Here is a 12,777-nt window from a genome sequence, read left to right on the forward strand (position 1 = left end):
GCCGTAAATCCATCCACAGGGTTTGACCCCGAAGCGGTTTAGTGGGGTCTGTGGGCAAGCCACCCCGCCCAAATTCGGTAAATTGATTGCCATCATCAGTACCGCAACCAGTGGCAACGAGCAGTTTGGGATTAACAAAAGTGGACGGTAGCTCGAATAATACAGCACTAGGGTCAGAGTATGGTGCATTAATTTCGACGGTACCGCTAAAGGAAGCTCCCCGTTCGGAAGAGGCAGTAATATCACTATCTGGGGTAAGTTGTTCTCGAAATTCAGTGCCAAAAATGCCTAAAGCATTGATAATCACTTGCCCCCCAAAGTCCTGTTGAGCATTGGCAGTGATATCGCTATTTTCTAGGGCAACTAGCAAGTCAGTATCAATAGTAATGTTACCCCCAGTGGCAGTACCTGTAGCATTAGTAGTGATGTTACTGCCATCGCGCATTACAATCAGCTGGGAATCCAGCTCAATATTGCCCTTATCTCCAGCATTGACTTCCGCAGAAAGGGTAGCGCCCCCGTCTAATAGAATCGACTCAGCAGTAATGGTGAGATCACCAGCCTCAGCTAACTCCCCATTACCACGAGCACTGACGGAAATTTCGGCACCATCGCGAACTCTCAAGTTGTTGCTGGTAATAGTCACATCACCCGCAGGAGAGTTCCCCTCAGAGAAGTCGGACTCACGATCAGAGAAGGCCGCAATACGACTAGGAAACTGACCGTCTTCTGAAATACCAGTGACTTCTATGTCATTAACATTAAGGAAGATATCCCCAGCTTGACCATCCCCTGAGCTAGAAGCAATCACCTGTCCACCATCGAAGATATGCAACCGTTCAGCATCTATCATTAAATCACCGCCATCCCCAGTGGCGTCTCGCTCCACAGAAACCAACACACCACTGACAGCGCCAGAAAAATCGATAAAGGCATCACTGACCTCGACCTCAGTGGCATGAATGGTAATATCGCCACCATTCCCAGGACCAACCGCAGAGGCTTGGAGACGTCCCCCCTCAGCCACTCGCAAACGTCGAGTTTCAATCAGTAGCTCGCCCCCCCTGCCAGCAGTTGCCTCCCTAGTATTACCAAGCCTTAGTCCACTCGTGACTATGCTGCTAGAGCCTGAATCACTAGCATCAGTGCCAATCACATCTACCGACTCGGAGGCGTATACCCTGATATCTCCGGCATTCCCAGTTCCCTCGGTACGAGCGAAAAATGCTCCTCCATCAGTGACAAGCAAACGCTCAGTGTAAATGGTTAAATTGCCCCCAGGGCCCGAGCCCTCTGTAACTGTAACCAAGGCGCTGGGAAATATACCATCAGGTGAGCGACCAATGGCTTCGATCAAATTAGCTCTAACCATTACACTGCCCCCATTCCCATCACCGCCATTAACCGATTTGATCTGAGCGCCATTACGCAACTGCAACAGTGGAGTGTCAACAACCACCCTCCCTGTATTCCCAGTTGCTCCAGGTCTGGCGTCGCTCCGGATCTCCCCACGCTCTTCAACAGTTGTTCCTGAGAGCATCACAGATTCTGTCGCGGTAATGGTAATCTCACCAGCATTACCGGAGCTCAAGGTGTTGGTACTTAGAATACCCCCGTTCACCTGCAATTGTGAGGTATCAATCACGATTGTACCGGCATTGCCACTACCTCCGGCAATGCTTGAGACTAACGTTGATCTATTATTCACTTCTAGCAATGAGCCCACATTTAAGGTAATATTGCCACCATCACCAGCATCAAAGGTATCGGTGGAAATTCTGCCACCATTGTTGAGTATCAATTTTCCGGTATTAATGGTTAAGCTGCCACCACGGCCTGTACCTGTCGATTCCGAAAATAAGCCGCTCCTGGCTTCCACATTAGGATTAAAGTTATCCGAATTGAAAGGGTCTTTCGGTAACGAGACTCCATCAGTACCTTGGTTTTGTAGAGACACTTGCAAGGTGTAAGTGTCCCCCACTTGTGGGCTTGCGCCTTCGATCAATTCATTATTACTAGCATCAGAGGGGAAGGCACCGACTCCGAGTAAGTAAAATCCTGGGGAGGGGATGGTGGTATCAATTAAGGAGTCTGTGGTGAAACTGCCAAAGACTTGTCTACTGCCACCAGCACCATCAGCAGCTTGAGAATCGTCATTGACCTCTAATAATTGTCCTGTACCGCGATTAAACAGGAAAATCTTGCTATCTATGTTGCCGTCTCCCCCTGTAAAGCCATTGTCGATGTCGAAAATAGCTCGACTGTTGCTAGTAGTGATACTAAAGGAGAAGTAATCGACTTGATTTTCCGCTGCACCTAATACGGTGGTGCCATTAATAATTTGTTCTGGAGTCCGTTCAATGGACACATAGGGAATTCCTCCTGGTCCGGATTCCGCTACGTTGGGATTGGGGTCAGTAATAAACTCGAGATCATTTAATTCAAATAAGTTGTTAAAGTTTTCTTCGTCCAACAAAGGATTAGGAACAAAATCCCGACTTTCTCCAGAGATAGTCACACTTTCAGTAGCATTAATGGTGATATCCCCAGCATTACCTAGGTTAGTAGTAGCAGTGACAATCTGTCCGCCAGTTTCCAGGACTAAGGTATTGAGATCGAGTGCGATCGCACCGCCATTACTAGTACTCCGCGTAACTGTACCGATAAATCCCCGATTACCTAGATTCAGTGACCCTTGGGCATTGTTAATGGCAATGTTGCCACCCGGACCACTAGTGTCAGCAGCAGAACGAGTGAGAATCCCACTAAATAAGCCATCTTCAGTAAAACCGGAGATATTAATCGCACCATTAGCCTTGATCTCAATATCTCCTGATGCCCCATTGCTATTGGTAACGGTTTGAACTCTTGAGCCACCAGTGATAGTCAGGTCGCTAGTGGTTAGCTGTATGTTTCCGCCATTGCCTATCGCTAAAGTTTCATTATCATTAGCAATCAAACTCTTGTCAGTGAGAGTAGTATCACCATTAGTATTTATAGTGATATTCCCAGCTACGGCATCTGGTATGGATGCTCCATCGGTCAATCCAGCTTGTAACCCACTAGCTGACATGTCGAAGTTAGCACCATTGATGGCAATATCTCCGCCATTGACAGACGTTACATCTACCAAGCTACCGTTGGTCAAAGAAACATCAGCTAGTTGGACAACATCAGGAAAACTGACCGATGTCGCGCCATTGAGCGTAACGGTCCCTGGACTGGATAATCCTCCTAATTCCACCCGTCCCCCTGGCACTTGGAGGGTAGCACCATTGAGGTTAACTTCACCCCCAAGTAAAGCCATGGTTTGCCCTGTGTCCATGCCTAAAGTAGCTCCAATAACGTTTACTGGGCCTGGATTGCTACCATATTGCAAACCAGTGGGAATATTTATAGTTAACAATGGTGGGGCGTTTGGATCACTAGCGCTAAAGTTGAAACCATTGTCAAATACAGCACTATCAGCAGTGCTAGCCACAAAGGAGCCTGCTACATCTAAGCTCGCATTAGCTCCAAAGTTAATACCATTGGGATTCAGCAAGAATAAATTAGCGCTACCATTTACTCCCAAGGTGCCCAGAATTTGAGAGAGGTTGTTACCAGTCACACGAGTCAGAATATTAGTAATGCCATCGGGATTAGCAAAATAGACTCGTTGACCATTACCAACATTAAATTCCAGAAAACTGTGGAATAAGTTACTATCTCGTATTGCTCCCCCTTCAATTAAATCCGCTACTGCATCACGGATAGTCTGATTAGGAGTAACTATTGAATTCTCATCCCCCAGGGTATTATCTGGGGTAATTTGAGCGAGGGTGGGATGCTGGAAAAATAAACATAGACTTCCAACTTCGAGTAATCCCACTAAGCCCAATTGGATTAGTGAAATGGTATCTGTTGGTAGGCTTTGTATGAGGGGATTGGTGCTGTAGTGCTTGCTAGATAAGCCATGAGCTTTGTGGGCAAAGGGGATGCGATCGCTTTCCATGGAATTGTCTGGCCGATTAGTCTCAGTCTTAGAGTTCCCGGCAATGTTGCTTAGAGGAACACCTGTCTAGCACTGAGAGCTTGCACCTTTAGGAAAGGGAAAATCGGATATCGGAACAGGTAAAAAATCCTGTGTACCTGATTAGGTTATAAATTGCTATATCAACAAAACGAAAAGTATATTTAAAGCTAAAAACCTAAGTACAACTTATTAGTTATAATCGAACTTATTTGACTAATATTAATACTACTATTAAATGGAAGGAAATCAAGACCAGCAACATCCTCAGGAAAAACGCGATCGCGAAATACTTAACCGTCTTTTACAACAACAACCCAATGAATACAACTTGGCGGAATTAGCCCGACTGCGGATTCGCTATGACAGCTTCCCTGGTGCTAGAGCCATTCAAAGGGACTTGGATTTACTGCTCCAGCGATGGCAACTAACAGAACAACAGCTTTTTGAGAAAACCCTTCAGATTCATCAAGCCGGTCTCGCCTATAGACGAAACAATAGTTCTGGTAGCCAGGATGACTGGACCTAGTCCTTGATTAATTTTTTTTAACCGATTTCCTAGGGGCTGGTGGTAAAAGCTTAAACATCTGTTTTTCTTGATCTGGTTTAACGTTGTGATTAGCTGGAGCTCTTGGAGCTATCTTCGGGGGATCTATCTTAGGGGGAAACTTAGGGATGGGAAGGGTTTTAGGCGGAGTATTAGACGAGGCTGTTTCTATAGAAGTATTCAGAGCTTCCAGTTGTTGAGATATCAAAGCCTGCTGTTGCAGCTGCTCGGTAGAAGACACTAAGCCGCTGAGTCCATTAACTAAATCCTTGACATTGCGGCGAAACGCTGGATCCCCAGTCAGGTCATCTAGGTCAGCGGTAATCTTTTGGGCATTTTCAAAGGTAACTCGTGCTGAGTCTAGGGTTTGTTGCAATACCAGTAAATTAGTGGGACTGTTGAGAGTATTGGAAACATTACGTAAGTTAGCAGATGCTTGGGCAGCATTAGCCGATAGGTTTTCTAAGTTCCGCAGCATTTGTGACACATCTGTTTGATAAACCGCTGAGTTAACCTGATTCGCGGTAATGGTTAAGTTGCTGGTCAATACACGCAGATCTTGACTGGCCTGAGAGATGCTATCCAAGGTGGTGACCAAATTTCCCCGATTACTTACCAATAGTTGATTAGCAGAGGTAATCAACTGATTGAGTTCCCTTGCCGTTTGGCTGTATTGCTGGGACGTACTAGAAATGCTACCGGTTGCCAACCCAATTAGACTAGATGTTTGATTGGCAGCACTGGTCACAGCATTCGTTGCTTTGGACAAGCCTGCTACCTCTTGCCGCACTATGCGGGACAACTGGGTCATCTCTTTGCTAAGTTCTGACACATCTCTAGCGGCATTGGAGGCATTGGAAGCAAGGCTATTGATTTTGTCAAAAAACGCTGGATCAGCGTAGAGTTCAGCAATGCGATTTCCATTCCGTAGGAGGTCAGCAAAGGTGGAACCCACATCACCATTGATCTGATCTTCTTCACAAATAACTAGGGAAGAATTACATTGTGCTCCGAAGGGTGTAAGACTTTGAGCAGTGGCAGGTAATTGTCCTAGAGGCAGGATATCCACATTGGTAGCACCAATTAAACCAGATTGATTAGCTTCAATCTCGACATTGCGGGGGATTAACAATCCAGGGTCATCAATTTCAACGGTGACATTGACCCCATTAGTACCGGGTTGAATGTTAGTGATTCTCCCAACTTGGACACCGCGATAGCTGACTGATGCCCCCACTTGCATCCCAGCAGCGTTTCCAAAATTGACAATGAATTTATAGCTATTTCGACCTAAGGTAATCCCACTAACCCATACAACAAGTCCACCGAAAACAGCAAGTCCTGCTACTATTAATAAGCCAACGGAGCCTTCTCGAATTGTCCGCGATCGCATAGTTTAACCTTTTTTATCGTTTCCCCTCACATTTACTATGATGCTTCACCAACCACTGACATCCAAATTTGAACCCACTTGAGCAAGTTTCGAGTAGTCCATGGGGTCAGACAGATGAGGTAAAATCCCCAAAACCTTAACATTGGTTAGAGTCTCGATTAACCTAATCGGAGCCAACTGATTAATTTCTTCGGAGGTACGAGGTTGGACGCAATTGAGGACAATGCCTTTGAGGTCAACTCGTGATGAGCGTGCCAGAGCAACATTAGCAACCACTTGTGCGATCGCTCCTAATTCTACCGGCGCAACCAATACCGTTGGCAATCGCCAATCCCTTGCCAAATCTGCCACAATCAGTTCATGAGTCACCGGTGAACCTAGTCCTCCCAAAGCTTCCACCAAGACCACATCCCGCTGACTGCGCAGAGTATTGAAGCCTTGCCAGACCTTTTCGAGGTCAACCTCTCGTCCTTCTAGATCTGCAGCAACTGGTGGTGCTGCAGGGGTTTTAAACTCCACGGGTGTGATCTCCTCCAGGGTTTGACCCAAGTCAAATAGTTGGTGGTAAATTTCGCGATCGCCAATTCCAGTTTGGATCGGCTTGAATATCCCCAGACTCTCTTGAGGACGGTAAGTCTGCCAATAAGCAGCGATCACACAAGTCAAAACCGTTTTGCCGATCTCTGTATTGGTGCCAGTAATTAGTAATACGTTCAAGATTGAGTCACTCTCAGTCAGTAAGGCTAATATCTACAGCAAAGTTTCTTTCCTGTTTAGCAATTACATCTACTATATACTCACCAGCAATAGGCAGCTTACCTTGCCACCGTTGCACCCCTGAAGCCTTTTCCACTAACTTCCCATTGGGATAGCGGATAGTTAAAGCCACATCACTTTCAATCACCTCTAGCTTCAATTGTTGACCCTGTTTAGCCTTCACCAAGTAGCGCTGAATCTTCTGGGGGCTAGTGCGACCTCGCAGCTGCAAACGTTTAGTTCCCTGCAACAAATTGACCGGGTCTATCTTATACTCAGCAGTTGGTTTAGGTGTAGGTTTCGGTAATGGTGCTTCTGTTAACCTTAATCCTAGCTGATAATCGCTATCCGGCAGACCCTGAACTGGACTCAGTTGAATCGTGTAGTTGCCAGTGAACAGAAATTTCCCTTCCCATTGCTTCACCCGCTTAGCTCGATTATCCACTGGTTTTCCGTCCGGTCCGAGCACTGTCATCAAGACCCCTTCATCACTGATATATGCCTTGAGGGTTTGGTCTTGTTTCCCTCCGATAATGTAGTTAATAGTGTGATTACCCTTTAAATTCCTCGATTTTGAAAGGGTTTTACCAGCAGAAAGCTCCAGACGCTGACTGTAGATTTGAGGCTTACTCTGGGTTGGACTAGCGCTAGGGCTAGGAGTCGGAGTCGGAGTCGGAGTCGGACTAGGACTCACGGACACTTTAGGACTTGGGGATTTTCCAGTGTCCTGTTGATTAACATTGCTCACCCAGACCCAAGAGCCTATTCCTGCTAGCACTGCTAGTCCTGTAGCGATCCCAAGCAGCGGCCAAGGACTATTCCAAATAGAGTTACCCCTGGCTTGAGACATCACCGGTTCACTCGGTTCTCCACCTATAGCCCCCCTGGGTGTTCCACCTTGAGCTGATGCCACCGTTGTGCCAGGTATTGGCTTGCGCTTAGGCAGTTGGGGAGTTAACCCAGAAGCTTGAAAGGCATACAAGACTTCCCTAGCGGATTGGTAGCGATCGCTTGGTTGATAACTAAGCATCCGATTTAATATCTCAGCTAACTCATTGCTAACCCTAGCCCAGGGATGCCAGTTCCAAGTCAGATTAGCATCATCGAGAAGTTCTTCTGGTTCTTTCCCAGTTAGTAGCACTATCGCAGTCACTGCTAGGGAATAGAGGTCACTACTCGGATACACCTGACCGGTCTGAATTTGCTCCCTGGGAGCGTAACCGCTTTTGCCAATACTAGTTGTTGGTGTGGGAGTATCTGGCAATTGAAGACGAGTTGCCAGTTCCTGTACCACACCCAAATTAATCAAAACGGGTATACTGTCCGTCTCCCGCATGATAATGTTATCGGGTGTGATATCTCGGTGGATAATCCCTTGGCTGTGGATGTAGTCCAAAACTGGCAAGGATTGCTGCAATAGCTGACGGACTTCCGTTTCTGATAAAACTCCCAAGTTGGTCGGGCTAGCCATTGGGGGTGATTGCACTTCCCCATCCGGATTAGAAGATAGAGGTTCACTTTGATTGAGAAGGGCTTTGCGTTGTTCTAGGAGGTCACCATAGGTTTTTCCCTCTACGTAGTCTCGCACCAGAAACAGCCGTCCTTCCTCTTCAAAAGTCGCTCGGAACTGAGGAATTTGCGGGTGTTCAATTTTATACAGGATACCTGCTTCTTGTTGAAACAGTTGCCTTGACTTATCGAGATTATTAGTTTCTGTCTGAGGGGGAATAAATTCTTTGAGGGCACAAGGTTCATTGAAGCGCCCTTGATCCTCTACCAGATAAGTCCGATTGAATTCTCCTTGGTCAAGGACACGGAGCAAATGGTAGCGATTTTGCAGAATAGTTCCAGAAGCAATCGGTGGTTCCATTGGTGGTAGATCACTTGTTACGCACAATGAGGCCGGAGCAATATTCTTGAAGTTTAGACTTATTTTGGTTGCTTTGGAACTCCACCGATGGATTCCAAGCGTTCCGTTGAGCCACAGCGTTGAGCAACAGATAAGTTGATCAGTATATATAGCACTAGGCATTCAGATGTTTGACATTTCTAGCTGACTTCCGCGTAGCGCTATACATCAGGGTTTACCAAAGACTAGACTCAAAACACCCTTATGGTGTAGAATCCGGAACCAGACCGTACAAGTATAGTTATTGTGTAATTCCTTTAGGGAATAGTAAATAGAGAATAGGGAATAGTAAATAGTAAATAGAGAATAGGGAATAGTAAATAGTAAATAGAGAATAGGGAAAAAATCCTCTGTACCTAATGAATAGGAGAACCGCTATATATGATGTTCTGGTTTATTAGAACATCACTACATGTTCATTGCGATCTTATTTGGGTGTGGAACTATCTTAAATAACTACCTTACTTGACTAGATGTACAGTTCCTCCAATTAACTACAATAGTTAATTTTCGTATTTTAGTAAGAAACTTAAAAAAACCTGCTTGAGTTCTCAGGTTCGTGTGATGGCAAGACACTATATATAGTGTCTTTAGTCAGCACCTCTGTTAGGTCAACGCTATAAAAATTAATAAAATATTAATTAATTTTAAATAAATAATTATAAAAATTATTATAAAAAGGATAATCATAGAATGTTAAGATCGCGTTGAAATAAGCTTCGAGGGTTTGCTGTGAGCAGTTCAGTTACTTTAGAGCTTCAACCTATTCTGCCCCAGATTGCCGCTAACAATCGTTTAAGACTATTTTCTGGTTCGGCAAATGTTTCCCTTTCTCAGGAAGTAGCACGTTATCTAGGCCTCGACTTGGGACCAATGGTACGGAAACGATTTGCTGATGGGGAGCTCTATGTCCAAATTCAAGAATCGATCAGAGGGTGTGATGTTTACCTGATTCAACCGACTTGCTATCCGGTGAATGATTACCTGATGGAGTTACTTATTATGATCGATGCTTGCCGTCGAGCCTCAGCGCGGCAAGTTACTGCTGTGATTCCTTACTACGGTTATGCGCGAGCAGACCGTAAAACGGCGGGGCGTGAGTCCATTACAGCCAAGCTGGTGGCTAACCTGATTACTGGAGCTGGTGCTAATCGCATTTTGGCAATGGATTTGCACTCCGCTCAAATTCAAGGTTATTTCGATATCCCCTGTGACCATGTCTACGGTTCACCAGTATTGCTACAATATCTGGCTTCTAAGCACCTAAGCGATCTAGTAGTAGTTTCGCCGGACGTTGGTGGTGTGGCTAGAGCCAGAGCCTTTGCCAAAAAGCTATATGATGCCCCCCTTGCCATTATTGACAAGCGCAGGCAAGCTCACAATATCGCTGAAGTGATGAATGTGATTGGGGATGTCAAGGGCAAAACTGCGGTGCTAGTCGATGATATGATTGACACTGCTGGCACGATTTGTGAAGCTGGCAAAGTACTGCGTCAAGAAGGGGCTCGTCAAGTCTATGCTTGTGCAACCCATGCCGTGTTTTCGCCACCAGCTATAGAGCGCCTCTCTAGTGGAGTGTTTGAAGAAGTAATTGTTACCAATAGTATTCCACTACCGGACACCAAACGGTTTCCACAGCTGACAGTGCTTTCAGTGGCTAACTTATTGGGTGAAACCATCTGGCGTATTCATGAAGACTCTTCTGTCAGCAGTATGTTTCGTTAAAAATCCCCCCTGGAGCAGGGGGGATTTTTATTTTAAACAGTTGTATTGAGTGTTGAGTGTTGACTAGACACAAGCAATGGTTAAGGGAAAACCCACGAACGTAACTCGGTATCAGCCAAGGTTCAATTAGCTACTAGAAATTATTCCTTGCTCCTGTAGGGACTAACATCTAACTCACCATTAGTTTTAAACACTACTCGAAAATGACCAAGGGGCTTCTGGGGTACTAACCCAGTCCCTTCGCCACCAATGCCAGCTGCTGCTGGTTTCATTAGGCGTTCTAGAGGAGTTTCTTGGGAGTAATCCCAAGACTCTTTATCAATTGCTTCATAATCAGCAATGATACCCTCTTCAGTCACACCTACCCGATACGTTAAATCTTGAGGATAGCTGGAGGTTTTATTCCAACGGTCACTAATTTGCTGAGAAACTTTGTCTTCTAAATCGTTAATGACAGCGATGTCAGTAATTTCTGGACCTAGGGTAATCCTACCCATATAACCATTCCAAGGACTGATTTCGAGAATCCCTTCGTCTTCCCCTTGTTTAAATAACACCTGAAACTGAGCAATAGGTTCTTGGGTGGCAATATTGTCTGTAGTTTTGGTGTACAGCAATTCAGGCAGGGGGGTTTGCTCTGCTCCATCCAAGGGTGTACCCTTAACGGGTTTGTAGCCTAAAATCGCGCCATCTCTGCCAACACTAACCTGATAGTTTAAATTCCCAGCAAACTGTTCCCGGTTCCCCCAAGCTCGAAAAATTCGCTTTTGCAGGCTTCTTTGTATATAGCGCAACTCTGTGGGATCAGTAATTTCTGGTGAAGTTGTGAGCACTTTTTCGAGCTCCTCGATGGAGAGTGGTGTTCCCTTTGGTGTTGGTGTTGGTGTTACCTGAGGGTCACTCTCCCCAGTTGAGGTACTGGTTTCATTGGCATTTTCCTCTGTTCGGGAAGGTTCGGGTTCCGAGACTTCTGGAATCGGTACAAAGAAAAATGCGATCGCAGCTAGAGCCAAACTTGCCATGCCCAGTGCAGCGGGGGCAGTACGCTCGGTTACTGGTTTTTCCGCTTGGCGATAGTGCTTAGAAACAGGCTGCAACGAAACATTAATATCTGGTAAGGTTCGTCCATCAGCCAAAAACTGGTCAATCGCCTCAACCAAGTCAAACAACTGCACTGTGTTCAAATCTACATGGAGACCTTTCCCTGAGTTGGTCATTGCTCCTGAGTTGGGAGTATCTAGCAGTGTCAGTCGATGCAAATTCTTGTCCTCGACTTTCTGCAGATGCACCTTAGCTGGTTTTTCAGCATTGGGTTTGGGGTGAGGCACTTTAGACAAAAATTGCTGAGCATAGCGGCTTACACTATCTACCAAGTCCTCAAAAAAATCCCGCCCACCACTGAGGGGTTGGTTCATAGCCCCTAAATGGCATTCCGCATTAGTGAGAGTTGTCAGCAATGGTCGGGGATCTGGCTGTTTACCAGCTCCTGTGGTACTATTACTCCAACCCTCCAGGATAAGGGTACAGTTGGGAAGACTGTACTGGCGTCGAATTGTCATCGGCTGTTCCTGCTGAAAAATCCCTTTCAACCTCTTAGACTAGCATTGAGGGTAATGGGTAATGGATAATGGATAATGGATAATTAATAATGGGTAATTGATAATGGCTAAGTGATAAGTCACGTGACTATTACTTGATACTTGATGGCATGTCGATAATCAGCAACACCAACGTTCAAGACAATTCCCCATCAAACAGACTAGTCCATAATCTTTGTCTTCCAGAAGTGCCTGTACAGAACAGAAGCTCACTCAATAGAGAAATTGCCAGTTGATTCAACTTTTCTTCAGAGTTATAGGCAGCGACTTTAGAGCGACGGGGGTTCATCCGGCTGCGAAAATGAGCCTGGAACCTTTCCAAATACTTAGATAGGCGAAAATGTTGTTCTAGAGGTACCTGCTTTTCCAGCAGTTGTTCATAAGCTGTCAACAACTGCCGAATCAGAACGGTCATTCGGCGTGCCATATGACTAGCAATCACCACTAGAGCCTTAGCTTCTTCTGGAGTTAGAGGACGTCGTGTGTAAGAGCGCCGCCAGGGATTGGTAGAGCGCATACGCCACAGAACAACACGATTTTTAATAATGTCCTGAAGTTCCAGCTCTCTAGCCGCCAATAGCATTGCCTCAGAACCTCCCAGTTCGAGAGCTTCAATGGCGAGTAAAATTAGGTCAATATGCAGGCGAGTTCGTGGTGGACAGCCCTGAGCTGGAATCCTGAAATCAGGTAGGCTATCTAAAATAATTGGCTTTGACTGGGAAGCAGGACTATTGGTCAGCATTACGGTCTATCGAAAGATTCACTCTCCTTGCGCTTATCCTAACAGTGAAAACCTCTTGAATAGATTTGTTCCAAGAAATCACCCAAGGTTCAGCT

At 45.7% G+C, this 12,777-nt stretch carries 8 protein-coding genes; 2 read left to right on the forward strand and 6 right to left on the reverse strand.

The annotated features are described in order from the left end of the window. Nucleotides 1-3,994, reverse strand: a 3,994-nt coding sequence (locus AC4II3_RS12755) for a two-partner secretion domain-containing protein (RefSeq protein WP_488009130.1), incomplete at its 3' end; no start/stop codon positions are given. Nucleotides 3,995-4,250: 256 nt separating this feature from the next. Between AC4II3_RS12755 and AC4II3_RS12760 the strand changes: the two genes are divergently transcribed. Beyond that, nucleotides 4,251-4,541, forward strand: a complete 291-nt coding sequence (locus AC4II3_RS12760) for a DUF3288 family protein (RefSeq protein ID WP_488009128.1) — start codon at nt 4,251-4,253, stop codon at nt 4,539-4,541. A 7-nt stretch (nt 4,542-4,548) separates the two neighbouring features. On the opposite strand, the gene AC4II3_RS12765 is transcribed toward AC4II3_RS12760, so the two are convergent. From AC4II3_RS12765 to AC4II3_RS12775, 3 genes are read right to left on the reverse strand one after another with little or no spacing between them, the layout of a single operon-like run. Next, the gene (locus AC4II3_RS12765) at nt 4,549-5,952 is read right to left on the reverse strand and encodes an MlaD family protein (RefSeq protein ID WP_488009126.1); all 1,404 of its coding nucleotides are present in this window, start codon (nt 5,950-5,952) and stop codon (nt 4,549-4,551) included. A 45-nt stretch (nt 5,953-5,997) separates the two neighbouring features. Continuing rightward, nucleotides 5,998-6,669: a dethiobiotin synthase gene (gene bioD, locus AC4II3_RS12770; RefSeq protein WP_488009124.1), complete on the reverse strand. Its 672-nt coding sequence runs from the start codon at nt 6,667-6,669 to the stop codon at nt 5,998-6,000. Nucleotides 6,670-6,682: 13 nt separating this feature from the next. Further along, nucleotides 6,683-8,578, reverse strand: coding sequence for a protein kinase domain-containing protein (locus AC4II3_RS12775; RefSeq protein WP_488009122.1), 1,896 nt, complete (start codon nt 8,576-8,578; stop codon nt 6,683-6,685). Between the two features lie 771 nt (nt 8,579-9,349). Here AC4II3_RS12775 and AC4II3_RS12780 point away from each other — a divergent pair. After that, nucleotides 9,350-10,342, forward strand: a complete 993-nt coding sequence (locus AC4II3_RS12780) for a ribose-phosphate pyrophosphokinase (RefSeq protein ID WP_488009120.1) — start codon at nt 9,350-9,352, stop codon at nt 10,340-10,342. A gap of 140 nt (nt 10,343-10,482) precedes the next feature. On the opposite strand, the gene AC4II3_RS12785 is transcribed toward AC4II3_RS12780, so the two are convergent. Both AC4II3_RS12785 and AC4II3_RS12790 read right to left on the reverse strand, forming a co-directional pair. Further along, the gene (locus AC4II3_RS12785) at nt 10,483-11,901 is read right to left on the reverse strand and encodes a DUF4335 domain-containing protein (RefSeq protein WP_488009118.1); all 1,419 of its coding nucleotides are present in this window, start codon (nt 11,899-11,901) and stop codon (nt 10,483-10,485) included. Between the two features lie 175 nt (nt 11,902-12,076). After that, nucleotides 12,077-12,682: a DUF3038 domain-containing protein gene (locus tag AC4II3_RS12790; protein WP_293088115.1), complete on the reverse strand. Its 606-nt coding sequence runs from the start codon at nt 12,680-12,682 to the stop codon at nt 12,077-12,079. Nucleotides 12,683-12,777: the final 95 nt, after the last annotated feature.

Source organism: Moorena sp., assembly GCF_982860115.1.

Coding starts and splice junctions, on each gene's coding strand:
- AC4II3_RS12785 (WP_488009118.1), bottom strand. CDS start 11,901: ATGACAATTCGACGCCAGTACAGTCTTCCCAACTGTACCCTTATCCTG.
- AC4II3_RS12760 (WP_488009128.1), top strand. CDS start 4,251: ATGGAAGGAAATCAAGACCAGCAACATCCTCAGGAAAAACGCGATCGC.
- AC4II3_RS12775 (WP_488009122.1), bottom strand. CDS start 8,578: ATGGAACCACCGATTGCTTCTGGAACTATTCTGCAAAATCGCTACCAT.
- AC4II3_RS12765 (WP_488009126.1), bottom strand. CDS start 5,952: ATGCGATCGCGGACAATTCGAGAAGGCTCCGTTGGCTTATTAATAGTA.
- AC4II3_RS12790 (WP_293088115.1), bottom strand. CDS start 12,682: ATGCTGACCAATAGTCCTGCTTCCCAGTCAAAGCCAATTATTTTAGAT.